The organism is Enterobacter sp. Ap-867, from assembly GCF_011752855.1.
GTDB lineage: Bacteria > Pseudomonadota > Gammaproteobacteria > Enterobacterales > Enterobacteriaceae > Cedecea.
The window spans coordinates 266,702-282,660 of sequence record NZ_VWWS01000008.1 but is presented as its reverse complement, the minus strand read 5'-3'; the positions used below and the strand labels follow the sequence as shown (position 1 = coordinate 282,660).

General features: G+C 51.3%; 16 protein-coding genes, 1 tRNA gene and 2 pseudogenes. 11 read left to right on the top strand and 8 right to left on the bottom strand.

Annotated features, from left to right (window positions below):
- A pseudogene (locus F3J26_RS22595) lies at positions 1 to 227 on the bottom strand (hypothetical protein); the annotation flags it as partial.
- A 205-nt stretch (positions 228 to 432) separates the two neighbouring features.
- On the opposite strand from F3J26_RS22595, the pseudogene F3J26_RS19740 reads away from it, so the two are divergent.
- Positions 433 to 693 (top strand): annotated as a pseudogene (locus F3J26_RS19740) (site-specific integrase); the annotation flags it as partial.
- A gap of 97 nt (positions 694 to 790) precedes the next feature.
- Here F3J26_RS19740 and F3J26_RS19735 read toward each other — a convergent pair.
- Positions 791 to 878, bottom strand: a tRNA-Ser gene (locus F3J26_RS19735).
- A 157-nt stretch (positions 879 to 1,035) separates the two neighbouring features.
- Positions 1,036 to 2,661 carry an ABC transporter substrate-binding protein gene (locus tag F3J26_RS19730; protein ID WP_166995550.1) on the bottom strand — a complete coding sequence of 542 codons (1,626 nt, stop codon included), beginning with the start codon at positions 2,659 to 2,661 and terminating at the stop codon, positions 1,036 to 1,038.
- A 226-nt stretch (positions 2,662 to 2,887) separates the two neighbouring features.
- On the opposite strand from F3J26_RS19730, the gene yccA reads away from it, so the two are divergent.
- Entirely contained in the window at positions 2,888 to 3,547 is a 660-nt protein-coding gene (gene yccA, locus F3J26_RS19725; RefSeq protein ID WP_039291604.1) for an FtsH protease modulator YccA, read from the top strand.
- A 136-nt stretch (positions 3,548 to 3,683) separates the two neighbouring features.
- Positions 3,684 to 4,013, top strand: coding sequence for a sulfurtransferase TusE (gene tusE / locus F3J26_RS19720; protein WP_008461270.1), 330 nt, complete (start codon positions 3,684 to 3,686; stop codon positions 4,011 to 4,013).
- Here the strand turns inward: tusE and yccX are convergent.
- Positions 4,010 to 4,300, bottom strand: coding sequence for an acylphosphatase (gene yccX, locus F3J26_RS19715; RefSeq protein WP_166995548.1), 291 nt, complete (start codon positions 4,298 to 4,300; stop codon positions 4,010 to 4,012). The genes tusE and yccX overlap by 4 nt on opposite strands.
- 161 nt (positions 4,301 to 4,461) lie before the next feature.
- Here yccX and rlmI point away from each other — a divergent pair, with 161 nt between their 5' ends.
- Complete coding sequence (rlmI, locus tag F3J26_RS19710; RefSeq protein ID WP_008461267.1) at positions 4,462 to 5,652, top strand: 23S rRNA (cytosine(1962)-C(5))-methyltransferase RlmI; 1,191 nt, start codon at positions 4,462 to 4,464, stop codon at positions 5,650 to 5,652.
- A 61-nt stretch (positions 5,653 to 5,713) separates the two neighbouring features.
- The gene (gene hspQ, locus F3J26_RS19705) at positions 5,714 to 6,031 is read left to right on the top strand and encodes a heat shock protein HspQ (RefSeq protein WP_008461265.1); all 318 of its coding nucleotides are present in this window, start codon (positions 5,714 to 5,716) and stop codon (positions 6,029 to 6,031) included.
- Positions 6,032 to 6,060: 29 nt separating this feature from the next.
- Here the strand turns inward: hspQ and F3J26_RS19700 are convergent, their stop codons facing one another.
- Positions 6,061 to 6,474: a CoA-binding protein gene (locus F3J26_RS19700; protein ID WP_008461263.1), complete on the bottom strand. Its 414-nt coding sequence runs from the start codon at positions 6,472 to 6,474 to the stop codon at positions 6,061 to 6,063.
- A gap of 168 nt (positions 6,475 to 6,642) precedes the next feature.
- Here F3J26_RS19700 and csgI point away from each other — a divergent pair, with 168 nt between their 5' ends.
- Both csgI and mgsA read left to right on the top strand, forming a co-directional pair.
- On the top strand, positions 6,643 to 7,290 hold the full coding sequence (gene csgI / locus F3J26_RS19695; RefSeq protein ID WP_166995546.1) for a curli synthesis inhibitor: 648 nt from the start codon (positions 6,643 to 6,645) through the stop codon (positions 7,288 to 7,290).
- Positions 7,291 to 7,389: 99 nt separating this feature from the next.
- The gene (gene mgsA / locus F3J26_RS19690) at positions 7,390 to 7,848 is read left to right on the top strand and encodes a methylglyoxal synthase (RefSeq protein WP_008461260.1); all 459 of its coding nucleotides are present in this window, start codon (positions 7,390 to 7,392) and stop codon (positions 7,846 to 7,848) included.
- Here mgsA and helD read toward each other — a convergent pair whose 3' ends face one another.
- A complete protein-coding gene (gene helD, locus F3J26_RS19685; protein WP_166995544.1) occupies positions 7,849 to 9,903 on the bottom strand; it encodes a DNA helicase IV in 2,055 nt (684 codons plus the stop codon).
- Between the two features lie 130 nt (positions 9,904 to 10,033).
- Between helD and F3J26_RS19680 the strand changes: the two genes are divergently transcribed.
- The gene (locus F3J26_RS19680; protein WP_008461256.1) at positions 10,034 to 10,480 is read left to right on the top strand and encodes a YccF domain-containing protein; all 447 of its coding nucleotides are present in this window, start codon (positions 10,034 to 10,036) and stop codon (positions 10,478 to 10,480) included.
- A 12-nt stretch (positions 10,481 to 10,492) separates the two neighbouring features.
- Positions 10,493 to 12,631, top strand: coding sequence for a YccS family putative transporter (yccS, locus tag F3J26_RS19675; protein ID WP_166995568.1), 2,139 nt, complete (start codon positions 10,493 to 10,495; stop codon positions 12,629 to 12,631).
- Here yccS and F3J26_RS19670 read toward each other — a convergent pair.
- The gene (locus F3J26_RS19670) at positions 12,616 to 13,245 is read right to left on the bottom strand and encodes a TfoX/Sxy family protein (RefSeq protein ID WP_166995542.1); all 630 of its coding nucleotides are present in this window, start codon (positions 13,243 to 13,245) and stop codon (positions 12,616 to 12,618) included. The two genes, yccS and F3J26_RS19670, sit on opposite strands and share 16 nt — an antisense overlap.
- A gap of 217 nt (positions 13,246 to 13,462) precedes the next feature.
- Between F3J26_RS19670 and sulA the strand changes: the two genes are divergently transcribed.
- Together sulA and ompA are read left to right on the top strand one after the other, a co-directional pair.
- Complete coding sequence (gene sulA, locus F3J26_RS19665; RefSeq protein WP_008461253.1) at positions 13,463 to 13,972, top strand: SOS-induced cell division inhibitor SulA; 510 nt, start codon at positions 13,463 to 13,465, stop codon at positions 13,970 to 13,972.
- 357 nt (positions 13,973 to 14,329) lie between these two features.
- Positions 14,330 to 15,385: a porin OmpA gene (gene ompA / locus F3J26_RS19660; RefSeq protein ID WP_008461252.1), complete on the top strand. Its 1,056-nt coding sequence runs from the start codon at positions 14,330 to 14,332 to the stop codon at positions 15,383 to 15,385.
- A gap of 93 nt (positions 15,386 to 15,478) precedes the next feature.
- On the opposite strand, the gene matP is transcribed toward ompA, so the two are convergent.
- Positions 15,479 to 15,931, bottom strand: coding sequence for a macrodomain Ter protein MatP (gene matP, locus F3J26_RS19655; protein ID WP_166995540.1), 453 nt, complete (start codon positions 15,929 to 15,931; stop codon positions 15,479 to 15,481).
- Positions 15,932 to 15,959: the final 28 nt, after the last annotated feature.

Here is a 15,959-nt window from a genome sequence, read left to right as displayed (position 1 = left end):
GTCACAATTCTTGATTGCTCCTGTATATTTTGTGTTTGCGGAAGCGCGGAACAGTCCAGATAGGTACTTACTACTCCCTCATCACTACTAACAGCCGCTACTATACCGGTGGTGTTGTCCTGCACCGTCGGGTTAAGCCTTTTTTGCTGATAGTAAGCTGTTACTGCATTGAAAAGTTCTTGCGGTTTACGGTTACCAATTTTAACGATCGATGCCGCATCATCCATACCCGGAGCTTTTGGTTGAGTAGAGTCTCCCTGAGCGCCTGGCTTTACTGGCCCATAGACATTTATGCAGCCACTGAGTAGCAGCACAACAGCAGGTATTAGCTTTCTCATAATGGCTATCGGTAATAAAGTGTCGTGCAGCCTGCCAGACTGATGCACAGGATAGCCAAAAGGAAAAATTTATATCTCATATGTAGGGCCATCAGGGGGCGCCATGAATAAGAAAACGTTCAACACCTGGTGGAATAAGGCAAAGAAAGCAGCAGCTTTAAAACTTGGCCACGCTGTGCCTGGAATATTCCACGACATTAAGGCCAAGGCTATTTCAGATTACGAAGGGAGCAGCAGAGACAAGCAGCTTTTCTCTGGCCATAAAACGGAAAGTCAGGTGACGACGTATGACCGAAAAGTGAAAATTTCACCAACACTCGCAGCACCGGTACTGAGCAAAACAGAGAGAAAATGAGAGGGCTAAGAACAAGAATATACCAAGTGAATATACCAACACTATACCAACACCCCAAAAACAAAAGGGGTCGCCTTTCGGCAACCCCTTCGAATGTTGGCGGAAGCGCAGAGATTCGAACTCTGGAACCCTTTCGGGTCGCCGGTTTTCAAGACCGGTGCCTTCAACCGCTCGGCCACACTTCCAACGAGGCGAACTATAAACATACCCATACTTCATGTAAAGCACGATTTTGTTCAATCGCCTGAAATTTCATCATATTTGTGTTATTTGCCTGAAACAGCAGCAACATGCTCAGTTTCAAGCCGCTTTTTCTGCCCTCCGGGGAGGGCAGCGTCAGCATTAGTGCTTTTTGATGTAGAGATCCTGGGTTAAATATTTGCCCAGCGTGCTCGGTGCATAACCTCCTACGTAAGGTTTCACCAGTTGAACCTTCACATAGTGGTAGACAGGGATGGTCGGGACGTCTTTCGCAAGAATATCTTCGGCCTGCTGATAGTACTTCGCACGCTCTTCCTGGGTAGTGGCCTGTGAAGCTTTAGCGATGATCTCATCGTAGGCAGGATTGCTGTATTTGGAACTGTTCTGGCTATCGCCGGTACGGAAGTTATTCAGGTAGGTCGCCGCATCATCGTAGTCGGCAATCCAGCCGTAGCGCACCAGGTCATAATTGCCGGTACGTTTGGTATCCAGCATGGTTTTCCATTCCTGGTTTTGGAGCTTCGCCTCGACGCCGATGTTCTTCTTCCACATTGAACTGGCCGCAATGGCAATGCGCTGGTGAGATTCCGAGGTGTTATAAAGCAGGTTGAACTGCAGCGGATGAGATTCGTTAAAGCCCGCCTCTGCCAGCAATTTCTTCGCCTCAGCGACACGCTTATCGTGGCTCCAGCTACCGTACTCCGCAGGCTTAAGCGTTATCCCGCCAATTTTAGGTTGGCTTACCAGCCACGCAGGCTTTTGCCCCTGCCCTAACACCTTACCGGCGATGATATCTTTATCCAGCGCCAGGTTTAATGCCAGACGAACGCGTGGGTCGTTAAACGGCGCTTTGGTGGTATTGAATTCATAATAGTAAGTGGACAGATAAGGCGTGATATGGACCTGGTCCGGAATCGCTTTTTTCAGTGAGGCAAACAGCGTTTCCGGCACGGTATAGGTGATGTCGATCTCACCCGCTTTATAGCGGTTTATATCTGCTGTACCGGAAGTCACAGGCAGATAAGTCACCTTATTAATCACCGTATGAGCATCGTCCCAGTACTGCTTATTACGCTCGCCGACGACTTTCTCGTTCACCACCCACTGCGACAGCTTATACGGACCGCTGCTCACGAAGTTGGCCGGCTGGGTCCATTTATCCCCAAATTTTTCTACCGCAGCTTCGCTCACCGGTACCATAGACGTATGGCCAAGCATCAGCAGGAAGGCCGACGTTGGCTGGTCCAGCGTCACCTGAACGGTGTTTGCATCCAGCGCCTTCACACCCAGGCTATCGACCGGCTTTTTGCCTTCGGCAATGTCATTGGCATTTTCGATATGCATCGTGCCGGGATAAGTTGCGTAAGGGGAGCCCGTTTTAGGATCGACTAAACGCTTCCAGCTCCATACCACGTCCTGAGCAGTGATAGGTTCACCGTTGGACCACTTAATCCCCGGACGCAGATGGAATGTCCAGACTTTGTTGTCCTGGTTATCCCATTTTTCGGCCAGATGAGGTTCGATAGAACCATCGTTTTTGACGCGAATCAGGCCGTCAAAAAAGTCGCCGATAATATTACTTTCAACGTCGCTCTCCACTTTGTGGGGATCCAGCGACGCCGGTTCACTGCCGTTGTTACGTACCAGCTCCTGTTTGGCTGCAAGCTCGGTTCCCGGCGGAACGTCTGCTGCCCATGCGCTGGAAATAGCGCTGAGCAGACCCAGAGCAACCAATGATTTTGAGAATGTGTTGTTGTTTGCTTTCATGACCTACGCCTTATTAATGTTATTTAACGACGGTACGGCTAACACTCTTAGTCGGCTTTAGGTAATAAAGCAATATTTTTCAGCCACCTATAAGTGGGTGTTATGGCATTAATTTTTTACAATGTGATAAACTGCACGAGGTAAAGATGGGTAAAAAGGCTTTTGTCTAATAAAGGCGGGCATTATGCTCATGACCATAAAACACCTGTAAAAGAGAGAGTTTAGAATGGATCGCATTATTACCTCCTCGCGTGACCGTTCGTCACTGCTCAGCACCCACAAGGTGCTACGTAATACCTATTTCCTGCTGAGTTTAACGCTGGCATTTTCCGCGTTGACGGCAACCGCCAGCACCGTACTGATGCTGCCTTCTCCAGGGCTGATTCTGACGCTGGTCGGCATGTACGGCCTGATGTTCCTGACCTACAAAACTGCGGATAAACCAGTGGGCATTTTGTCTGCATTCGCCTTTACCGGCTTCCTGGGCTATATCCTGGGGCCAATGCTGAATGCGTATCTGTCCGCAGGCATGGGTGATGTTATTGGCCTGGCGCTGGGTGGTACCGCACTGGTCTTCTTTAGCTGCTCTGCTTATGTGCTGACAACCCGTAAAGACATGTCCTTCCTCGGTGGCATGCTGATGGCGGGCGTGGTGGTTGTGCTGATTGGTATGGTGGCAAACATCTTCCTGCAGCTCCCGGCTCTGCACCTGGCGATTAGCGCGGTGTTTATCCTGATCTCTTCTGGCGCCATCCTGTTTGAGACCAGCAACATTATCCGCGGCGGCGAAACAAACTACATCCGCGCGACCGTAAGCCTGTATGTTTCTCTTTACAACATCTTCGTTAGCCTGCTGAGCATCCTTGGTTTTGCCAGCCGCGACTAACTGATGCCGTAATCCCTAAAAGAGAATGCCTTGTGCATTCTCTTTTTTTTGCCCTCAATCCTGCCGCATTCCGCCCTTAAGCCCACAGAGAAAATTTGCTACACTTCGCCCGATTTGACGTAAATAGCGGATAACTATGTTGACCTTTGAAGGCAGAGAAATAGAGACAGATGCCGATGGCTACCTGAAAAATAGCCAGGAGTGGAGCGAGCCGCTGGCGGAAGAGATTGCCGCCAAAGAAGGCATTACCCTGGCGGTAGAGCACTGGGAAGTGGTTCGCTTCGTACGCGAGTTTTATCTGGAGTTTAATACCTCCCCGGCCATTCGCATGCTGGTTAAGGCTATGGCGAACAAGTTCGGCGAAGAGAAAGGCAACAGCCGTTATCTTTATCGCCTGTTCCCGAAAGGCCCCGCCAAACAGGCCACAAAAATCGCTGGCCTGCCAAAACCGGTGAAGTGTATCTAGTAGCGGATACCAAAGTTGATCCATTCGCGTTCGGGTTGATACGGTTCAGTCAGAACTTTATCAACCCTGGCGCTACGTGGCCCGCCGGCTTTTAACCACGCCAGCAGCTTTTCAACCTGCCCCGCCTCTCCGCAGGCCACCACCTCCACGCTGCCATCATCCAGGTTACGGGCATAGCCGGTTAAGCCAAGTTTTTCCCCCTCACGCTGAGTGCTGTAACGAAAGCCCACGCCCTGAACCATGCCGTGTACCCAACACTTCACGCACTGTTTGTCTGAACTCATCATTGCCTCCGCCTGAACGCTCAAAACAGTTCTAAGTCTAACAAACCCCGTGTTTTTTTCTTTGGCAGTAACCCACTCTGTGAGGCTTTCACGTGAATAAATTGCAATTAGCGGCCCTAAACCGGAAAATGGCGCCCATTTCTTAGCGAAGCAGCAAATAAATTATGAGCGTACGTTTAGTGTTAGCCAAAGGGCGTGAGAAGTCGTTATTGCGCCGTCATCCATGGGTTTTCTCTGGGGCTGTTGCACGCCTGGAAGGCAAGGCCAGTCTCGGTGAAACGGTTGATGTGGTGGACAGCCAGGGCAAATGGCTCGCCCGAGCGGCATATTCCCCTGAATCGCAAATCCGCGCCCGCGTCTGGACCTTTGATCAGGCTGAAAGTATTGATATCGCCTTCTTTACTCGCCGCCTGCAGCAGGCCCAGCAGTGGAGAGACTGGCTGGCTAAGCGTGATGGGCTGGACAGCTACCGACTGATCGCCGGTGAATCTGACGGTTTACCGGGCGTGACTATCGATCGTTTTGGCAACTTCCTGGTGCTGCAGCTGTTGTCTGCCGGCGCAGAATATCAGCGCCCGGCCCTCGTTGCCGCCCTGCAGTCTCTCTACCCTGAATGCTCTGTTTACGATCGCTCCGATGTGACCGTACGTAAGAAAGAAGGCATGGCTTTGACTCAGGGGCCGGTCAGCGGTGAACTGCCTCCTGCCCTGCTGCCTATCGAAGAACACGGTATGAAGCTGCTGGTAGACATTCAGGGCGGGCATAAAACGGGCTATTACCTCGATCAGCGCGACAGCCGTTTCGCCACTCGCCGCTACGTTGATAATAAACGCGTCCTGAACTGCTTCTCCTACACCGGTGGTTTTGCCGTTTCCGCGTTGATGGGTAACTGCAGCCAGGTGGTAAGCGTGGATACCTCTCAGGATGCGCTGGATATCGCCAGAAAAAACGTAGAGCTGAACAAGCTTGATCTCAGCAAAGCCGAGTTTCTTCGTGACGATGTGTTCAAACTGCTGCGCAAATATCGCGACCAGGGCGAGAAATTCGACGTCATCGTCATGGACCCGCCTAAATTTGTTGAAAACAAAAACCAGCTGGCGGGCGCCTGCCGGGGCTATAAAGACATCAACATGTTAGCGATTCAGTTACTGAACCCTGGCGGCATTCTGATGACTTTCTCCTGCTCCGGGCTGATGACCACAGATTTATTCCAGAAAATCATCGCCGATGCCGCCGTAGATGCCGGGCGTGATGTACAATTTATAGAACAGTTCCGCCAGGCGGCCGATCACCCGGTGATCGCAACCTACCCGGAAGGGCTGTATCTGAAAGGGTTTGCCTGTCGAGTCATGTAGCTTGAAAAGGCGGAAATTGCCCGCATATTCGTATGCAGAGTAATGTTCCCGGGAGGTGACTATGATTGCCAGCAAATTCGGTATTGGCCAGCAGGTTCGCCATTCTTTACTGGGCTATCTGGGCGTAGTGGTCGACATTGACCCCGAGTATTCGCTCGATGAGCCGCAAGAAGACGATCTGGCCGACAATAGCGCACTCCGCGCGGCGCCGTGGTACCACGTTGTCATGGAAGATGAGGATGGCCAGGCGATTCATACCTATCTCGCCGAAGCTCAGCTCAGTTCTGAAGATGACGACGAGCACCCTGAACAGCCGTCAATGGACGAACTGGCTGCCTCGATACGCCAACAGCTTCAGGCCCCACGCCTGCGTAACTGATTAAAAACCCCGCCGATGCGGGGTTTTTCTTATTTCGCCAGCCCAAGGCGAGGGATTTCAATCGCCGGGCATTTATCCATCACAACGCTTAATCCCGCATTCTGTGCCAGCACCGCAGCCTGCTCATTAATCACGCCAAGCTGCATCCATAGCGTTTTCGCTCCCACGGCGATGGCATCCTGCGCTACGCCCCAGGCGGCCTCAGAGTTACGGAACACATCGACCATATCAATTTTCTTCGGTACGTCCGCAAGCGTGGCATAGCCCTGCTGCCCTAACAGCGTTTTACCCGCGACCTTCGGCGACACAGGAATAACCTCATAACCTTGTTTGAGCAGGTAATCCATCACCCGATAACTCGGACGATCGGGCTTGTCGCTGGCCCCCACCAGCGCAATGGTACGGGTGGTTTTCAGGATATTTTCGATATCACTTTGTTTCATAGCGCCCCCTAAGATGTTGTCTGAAGTGTATGCCAAACCCCGTCACCCAGCCATCTTTCTACTGGATACTCAGGCGCGCAATTTCTGAAAATATGTCTATATGTTAATAAACAGGTCTCAGGAAAAACTTTGAAATATCCACTCAGCATGTTCACCAGGGAGAGTGAAATGAGAGCAGGTCTGCCACTTGCAGGGCTAATATTGATGCTGCCAACCCTGGTATGGGGAACCACGCTGCGCCTTTCCGCCGATGTGGATTTACTGGTTCTGGATGGTAAAAGAGTTTCCAGCTCGCTCCTTAAAGGGGCGGACAGCATCGAAATAGATAATGGGCCTCATCAGTTGGTTCTGCGCGTTGAAAAAAAAATAAACAACGCACGCAGCCGATCTTCTGGGTTTTCCCCCCCGACGGTGATCAGTTTTGACACCAAAGAGATAGATCAGGTCAATATTGTTCTACCGCTAAAAGATCCCAATCATTCTGGAGCCGCCTTTCAAATTAAGCTGCAGGACGGACAGGGGCATTCCATTCCCATCCGAACCGATATTTTGGAGATAAAACCCGATCCAACCGGAACGGATTATGAAGAAGAGACACAGCGCTATAACAAATCAGGAAAAAAAGCGTCAATGCCCGGATTCGCAAACCGCATGGCCAACGAAGGTATTCTGCAATTTGCCCAGGCTAATCCAGATCTTCCACCGGCGCAGTCTGAAGTGCTAACAGAGCAACGGCTGAGATACTGGTTCAGCCAGGCCGATAATCCGACACGGGCGCGTTTTCTACGCTGGGCAAATGAGACCCACAACCCATAGCAATGCCTCGAGATGCCTCGCTTTTTTGACGTTCTGCTCTTGCAGCCCCGGGCACTTTTAGTAATCTGTTAGCAGCCTAAAACTACCCAGGAAAAGAGAATGGAACTAACAACCCGCACCCTTGCGGTAAAAAAACATATCGCACTGGTTGCCCACGATCACTGTAAGGACGCGCTTTTGAAGTGGGTACAGCGCCACAAAGCAACGCTTGCCAACCACACTCTCTATGCCACCGGGACAACGGGTAATTTAATTCAGCGAGCAACAGGGCTTGAAGTCAACGCCATGCTCAGTGGCCCAATGGGGGGCGACCAACAGGTAGGCGCGTTAATTTCCGAAGGTAAAATTGATGTCCTGATTTTCTTCTGGGACCCGCTCAATGCCGTTCCTCACGATCCCGACGTTAAGGCCCTGCTGCGCCTGGCGACCGTCTGGAATATCCCGGTCGCCACCAACCTTTCTACCGCAGACTTTATTATTCACTCTCCGGGCTTCAATGAGAGCGTGGATATTCTTATTCCGGATTACCAACGCTATCTGAATGAACGCCTGAAATAATCACGGGCGATTAGCCGCAGGCACACCCAGCCGCTTAAGTGCCTCAACAAAGACAGAAGGTTCCTGCTTGTTGAACATAAGCCAGACCCGATGACGTGCTCGCGTCAGCGCGACATAAAGTAAACGCCGCTCCTCTGCGTCCGGAAAATCCTCCGGCTGTGGCAGGAGCGCCTGCTCCATGATTGACTCCCGCGCGGGTGCCGGAAAACCTTCTTTTCCTTCCTGCAAACCAAGAATGATCACATAGTCCGCCTGCTGCCCTTTGCTGGCGTGGATAGTCATAAAATCGATGTTGAGCTTAGGCCATCGCGTGGAGGCTTTTTCCAGACTTTCCGGACGCAAATAGTGATACCGCGCCAGCACCAAAATTCGCTGTTCGGGCAAGGCGTACCCACTAAGCTTGTCCAGCAAATCATCGAGCCTGTCATCGGCAAGCAGAGTTACCGCTTTTTTGTCCCCTTTAGAGAGACTATTGAGCGGCTTACGCAGTTGATACGGATTTTGCTGTACAAAACCGTTAGCAATCTCGCCGATTCGGTCGTTAAAACGATACGTAGTATCCAGAGCGCAGCTGTCACCCTCCCCAAAATGGTGGCTAAATGCCGTGGTGAGCGTCATTTCTGCTCCGCTAAATCGATAGATTGCCTGCCAGTCATCTCCCACGGCATAAAGCGAAGTATGGGAATTCTGCCGTCTTAAAGCAGCCAGTAAGGCGGCCCGCTGGGGGGAAATGTCCTGAAACTCGTCGACAAGGATATGCTTCCACGGGCTGATAAAACGCCCCTTTTCGAGTACATTAATTGCCTGATGAATCAGCCCGGAGAAATCTACCGCCTCTTCGGCTTTCAGGGCAGCTTTCCAGCTTTTTAACAATGGCGCCATCAGCTTAATACGTTTAGTGAAGAGTTCTCTGACCTCTTCTGGCGCGCTGTCTATCATTTCAGCCTGTGAACCTCCGTGCATCCGCATCAGGCCGAGCCAGCGGTCGAGCCGGCTGGCAAGCCGCTTCGCCAGGCGTTTGTCCTGCCAGTATTCACCTTCTGGAACATCCCCCTCAAGCTCTTCGCTAAGCCATTGCCGCCAGCCTTTGGCCATTGCCTTCTTTTCCCGGCATTGCTGCTGCCAGCTGTCGATCAGCAACTGATGGCGAGCCGCTGTGTCGCTCTCAAGTTCACTGACTCGAGGGGCTTTTTTGCTCCCCTGTTGAATAATGTGTAGCGCCAGTGAATGGAAAGTTCTGGCAGAAATCGCTTCGGTATTAAGGCGGCTGGCTATACGCTCATCCATTTCCTGCGCGGCCTGACGGCCAAAGGCTAACAGCAGGATTTGCTCCTCTGTTGCTTCACCGCGCTGTAACAACCATCCGGCACGCGCCACAAGAACGGAGGTTTTGCCGCTACCGGCCCCAGCCAGCACCAGGAGCGAATCTTCTCCATTCACCACCGCCCTGGCCTGAGACGGATTCAGCGGCGAACTTTCAACCTGCTCAAAGAAAGCGGCATATTTTTCCAGCATCCGTTCGGTATAAGCGCTATTACGCTGGTGTCGGCGCTCTTCACCCTGTTCAAGCCAGGCTTTACATATGGCCCACGCTTCCCGGCAATTTTCGAACTCACCAAGTCGGGCATGCGGTAGCGGGAGGGCTGAAATAGCTGCGCGGAGGTTATCCTGTAACGCCTGCATATCACTTCTCCGGAACCACAGCTCCTTGCGAGTGCGCTGCGCAATCTCCTCTCGCTGAGCGGTTAATACTTCGGCGGCAACTTCACTCATCTCCGTGCTCCAGTTGAGCCAGAGCGAACTCAGATGATGGAAAAAGCGCTGGGTCTCCGCCCATTCGGTACCGTGCAGGCGAACCACTTTGTCATCTGGAAGAACGAATTCAAGCTCTCCCCAAACCAGGCCACGCTTACAGTTAATTGCGATTAACTGATTGAATGGAATAAGATATTCGTGGCGATCGCCTTTAACCTCAACGCCGGCAGGCAGCAGTTTGACCCGGTTATAAGGGTGCTGAGCTAAATGCTTGCCAAGAGAAGTTGCTTTGAGTTCCATTACGTTGCCCGATCCAATGTAAGAGTTATGGCTCAAGTTTAACTGCCGATGGAATGACGCTCCAGAGTAAAAACGCGTTATAATTTCTGCGGTTAATCACTCTTTATTTTTCTGTCAGGGAAGCGTCACTATGCGTACCGTACTTAATGTTCTGAACTTCGTGCTGGGTGGCTTCTTGACCACCCTCTCCTGGCTATTTGCCACGCTGGTGAGTATTGTGCTGATTTTCACCCTGCCACTGACTCGCTCCTGCTGGGAAATCACCAAGCTTTCCTTTGTGCCCTACGGCAATGAAGCCATTCATGTGGATGAGCTTAATCCACAGGGTAAAAATACGCTGCTAAATACGGGGGGGACACTGTTGAATGTTCTCTGGCTGATCTTCTTCGGCTGGTGGCTGTGCATTATGCATATCATGGCGGGCATCGCGCAGTGTATTACCGTAATTGGGATCCCTGTAGGAATTGCGAACTTCAAGATTGCTGCCATTGCGTTATGGCCCGTTGGTCGCCGGGTTGTTCCAGTCGAAGTGGCAAGAGCAGCACGCGAATCCAATGCACGTCGCCGTTTCCAGTAAGGAGCCGTTGTGCTGACCCTAAGCCCACTGGTACGTCGTTACACCTGGAACAGCGCCTGGCTTTACAACTTGCGCATATTTATTGCCCTTGCAGGCACTGCGGCACTGCCGTGGTGGCTCGGTGAAGTCAAGCTGACGATCCCCCTCACGCTTGGCGTTGTGGCTGCCGCCCTGGCCGATCTCGACGACCGGGTAAGTGGTAGGCTACGAAATTTACTGATCACTTTAGTCAGCTTTTTCATTGCTTCAGCGTCTGTTGAGCTGCTGTTTCCCTGGCCGTGGCTGTTTGCAGTGGGCTTAACGGTCTCCACCAGCGGATTTATCCTCCTTGGAGGGCTGGGCCAACGCTATGCCACCATTGCCTTTGGTGCATTGCTGATTGCTATCTACACGATGCTCGGTATTTCCCTCTACGAGCACTGGTATCAGCAACCACTGTTCCTTTTAGCCGGTGCCGTCTGGTATAACCTGCTGACCTTAGCAGGCCATTTAATTTTCCCGATTCGGCCCCTGCAGGACAACCTGGCACGCTGTTATGAAAGCCTCGCTAACTTTCTGGAAATTAAAGCCGCACTGTTTGATCCTGATATCGAAGAAGAAAGCCAGGCTCCAATGCTCCAGTTGGCCATGGCTAACAGCCAGTTAGTCACCACGCTAAACCAGACGAAAAGCTCATTACTGACTCGCCTCCGCGGCGATCGGGGGCAGAGAGGGACTCGTCGAACACTTCACTATTATTTCGTAGCCCAGGATATTCACGAGCGGGCGAGCTCGTCTCATATTCAGTACCAGGCCTTACGCGATAAGTTTCGCTATAGCGACGTGATGTTCCGCTTTCAGCGTCTGCTAACGATGCAATCTCATGCCTGCCAGCAGCTCTCTCGATCAATCCTGCTGCGAGTCCCTTATCAGCACGACACACGGTTTGAACGCGCATTTACTCATCTGGACTCCGCTCTGGACCGAATTCGTGCCAGCCATGCAACCACGTCTGAGATAAAAGCGTTGGGCTTTCTGATTACAAACTTGAGGGCAATTGATGCGCAACTGGCAAACATTGAATCAGAACAGGCGATTGCTGAGCCGCAGAACGATCCCGAGAATCGTCTGGCCGACGACAAGCTGACCGGCTTCGATGATATCTGGCAGCGGCTGAAGCTTAACCTCACGCCTGAATCCGCACTCTTTCGTCACGCGGTGCGGATGTCCCTGGTGCTTTGTGTGGGCTATGCGTTTATTCAGTTTACGGGTTTGCAGCATGGTTACTGGATACTTCTGACCAGCTTGTTTGTCTGCCAGCCCAACTACAGTGCAACCCGGCGACGCTTAGCGCTGCGTATCATCGGCACGCTGGTTGGGGTGGCCGTTGGCCTGCCTTTACTTTGGCTTGTCCCGTCTCTCGAAGGCCAGTTGATACTGATCGTCATTACTGGCGTGCTGTTCTTCGCTTTCCGCAATGTGCAATACGCCCATGCCACCATGTTTATTACTCTACTGGTATTACTGTGTTTTAATCTGCTAGGAGAAGGTTTTGAAGTCGCTCTCCCGCGCGTGATTGATACTCTCTTAGGCTGCGCAATAGCCTGGGCGGCGGTGAGTTTCATCTGGCCTGACTGGCGATTCCGCCGGCTTTCACGAGTCGTTGAACGTGCGTTCAACGCCAATTGTCGCTATCTGGATGCCATTCTTGAGCAGTACCATCAGGGACGTGATAACCGCCTGGAATATCGCATTGCCCGGCGGGATGCCCATAACAGAGACGCCGAGCTGGCCTCCGTGGTTTCAAATATGTCTTCCGAGCCTCGAGTCTCCGCTGAGATGCGGGAAGCGGCGTTCCGTCTGCTTTGCCTGAACCACTCGTTTAACAGCTATATCTCTGCATTAGGTGCGCACAGGGAAAAACTCAACCACGGCGATACGTTAATGTTGCTTGATGACGCCGTCTGCTACGTTGATGACGCACTGCATCACTTGCCTGTCGATGAAGGACGCGTTCAGGCTGCTCTGACAGGGCTCTCCGCCCGCATCTCGCAGCTTGAGACTCGGGCAGACACAAAAGAACCCCTGGTGCTGCAACAAATTGGGTTATTAATTGCGCTTCTGCCAGAGATCTCTCGTCTTCAGCAACAAATCTCTCAGTGCTCAGAATAAGGCTGGCGCCGCTGCTCATAGCGGCGCCACCAGTCCGTCAATTCTTTGCGAACATCAGCAGGCAGTACAGCCTCATGAACACCGCGAATAGCGCCTGCAAGCGCGAGCAGTACTTTAATACCTACCGTTTTCCGGGTACTGCGTAATTTTAGCCATGACCGTTTTGCCCCAAAGAGTTGAAGCGTTTGTGGATCATTAATGCCCACCTCACGAAGCATAACTTCAATATTCAGGGAAAGATTGGGGAGATCCTTAAGGCGGCGAGAACGTATCTTAATTTGTGTCTTCTCCCGTTGGGCGCTTCGTAAAGCCAGGGAAGAGAGCTGGACGAGTTTATCGGGATTTTCCCAAAGCTCTTCATCGACACGATAGTAATTCAGTGCGACTGGGAGCCCCCGTTTACTGTACATCAGCGATGGGGCCGATTTTTGGATGAAATATTCCGCGCACTGTTCACAAGCTCGCAGGTAAAGCTCACCTTCCGCCACCATAGCAAAAACCACACCGTCGACGGTCAGACTATAACCGCCAAATAACGGTCTGTAGCCGATTTTACCCAGTGACGAAAGATATTTCCGTGATTTATGAATTCTAAGAAATGTCACCTTTTTCATAATATGTCCTTATATATCAACTGGTAAATAGCTTCTTTAGTTACTCACCCTCTTAATCCCTGAAAATAAGTAAGGTTAAAGCTAATGGCAACGACAATTTCATCGGTGTCGCTTTTGCGTACGGAAAATGCGAGACACTTTCCGAAATTCCGGTTGATCTTTGTTCGCACAGACATTACTGTATATGTATACAGTAACCCATTAGGCGGGACTCACTATGCACTCACATAACGCTCAAACTCACTTTCGTCATGTTGCAGTTACTGCGCACACCCCGGCGCAGTCTCTCTCTGATAACAGCGTACAGGGGTTAATCAGTGAAGTGGTCTACAGCGAAGAGAGCCCATGGGTTACGCAGTTTATTCTGCTACCTTTATTACAGCAGTTGGGACAACAATCCCGCTGGCAGCTATGGCTAACGCCGCAGCAAAAACTCAGCCGTACATGGCTGCAGGCGGCTGGGCTGCCGCTGGCAAAAGTGATGCAGGCAAATCAGTTAGATCCTCTCTGCACCGTTGATGCCATGGTGAAAGCTTTGCAGACGGGAAATTACAGCGTAGTCATCGGCTGGCTTACGGAAGAATTAACAGATGAAGAACATTTACGGCTGACAATAGCAGCCGAAGCTGGCAATGCGATGGGCTTTATTATGCGTCCAACCAGCACAGGAACATCCGGTTCAAGACCACGAAATGGCCTAAAAATTCATTCTAGTTTGTATCATTAAGTAAATTTAGGAGAAATCCTGGAATTTTTTACGTATGCCATATAATCCGCTGTCATGATTCAAAAAGTCCCGTCATATGGCGGTTTGACGGGGTTTATTGGATAGGTGAGCCGCTCAAAAAACAGTCCATTCTGTAAAAAAATATGTATGCAAGTCGTTTTTTTTCATATGCCTGACGGACTTCACACTTGTAACTTTCCAACTACGTTGTAGACTTTACCTCGCCAGGGTTGCTCTTCATAACACCGATATATCGGTAGAGTAACAATTGAGCGTAAACCCGGGCGAAGGATTTAACCCTGGGCTTTAAATTGGTTTAGAGCTCATGGCCTTTTGGATGATAATGAGGCGCAGAAAATGAAAAAGACAGCTATCGCGATTGCAGTGGCACTGGCTGGCTTCGCTACCGTAGCGCAGGCCGCACCGAAAGATAACACCTGGTATGCAGGTGGTAAACTGGGCTGGTCTCAGTTCCACGATACCGGCTGGTATAACAAGGACCTGCAAAACAACGGTAACACCCACGAAAGCCAGCTGGGCGCTGGTGCCTTCGGTGGTTATCAGGTTAACCCGTACGTTGGTTTTGAAATGGGTTACGACTGGCTTGGCCGTATGCCTTACAAAGGCAGCGTAACTAGCGGTGCCTTCAAAGCTCAGGGCGTACAGCTGACCACCAAACTGGGTTACCCAATCACTGACGACCTGGACATCTACACCCGTCTGGGCGGCATGGTATGGCGTGCAGACTCTACAAACACCATCGCTGGTAAAAACCACGACACCGGTGTTTCCCCAGTATTCGCTGGTGGTGTTGAGTGGGCAGTTACCCGTGACATCGCTACCCGTCTGGAATACCAGTGGGTTAACAACATCGGTGATGCACAGACCGTTGGCGTTCGTCCTGACAACGGCATGCTGAGCGTAGGTGTTTCCTACCGCTTTGGCCAGCAGGAAGAAGCTGCACCAGTTGTAGCTCCGGCTCCAGCTCCAGCTCCAGAAGTACAGACCAAACACTTCACTCTGAAGTCTGACGTTCTGTTCAACTTCAACAAAGCAACCCTGAAACCAGAAGGTCAGCAGGCACTGGATCAGCTGTACACCCAGCTGAGCAACCTGGATCCTAAAGATGGTTCCGTTGTTGTTCTGGGCTATACCGACCGTATCGGTTCCGAGCAGTACAACCTGAAACTGTCTGAAAAACGTGCACAGAGCGTTGTTGATTACCTGATCTCTAAAGGTATCCCAGCGAACAAAATCTCTCCACGTGGCATGGGCAAAGCTAACCCAGTTACCGGCAACACCTGTGACAAAGTAGCGCCTAAAGCTAAACTGATCGACTGCCTGGCTCCAGATCGTCGCGTTGAGATCGAAGTTAAAGGTATCAAAGAAGTTGTAACTCAGCCTGCGGCATAAGTTACCCTTCCTTGAACAAAAACCCCGCCATGGCGGGGTTTTTTTATTGTCTGAGACTTCGCGATGGCGAGGTCGTGTAACGCTTTCAGTGCTTTATTTTTTACCGAGCATAGCCTGCAGATCCTGCTTAAGCGTCGACATCTTGCTTTCCACCTTCTCTTTGTGCTCCGCATCTTCAATCAGCTGAACAACCGTTTCCGAAAGCGTATTGCCGCGACGTTGAGCAAGCCCGGCCAGACGTTGCCAGACAAGATATTCCAGATCGATGGATTTCTTGCGGGTATGCTGGTGCTCAGCGTTAAAATGCCTTTTACGCCGTGCACGAATCGTTTGCTTCATGCGGTTATGCAGCGCGGGGTTCATATGCTGATCAATCCAGCTCTGAACCAGAACCGGCACATTCTCCAGCGTCAGGAGCTGCTCTACCGCCTCTTGGGCTGCACTGGCCTCAATGTATCGCGTGATTAATTCCCCTTCGCGATGCTTCTTAACCAGATACTTCCACTTCCAGCCGCTCTCGAGATTTTCCAACTGTTGATATTTCATTGTGATCTCAGTGTGACCGTGTAACTTA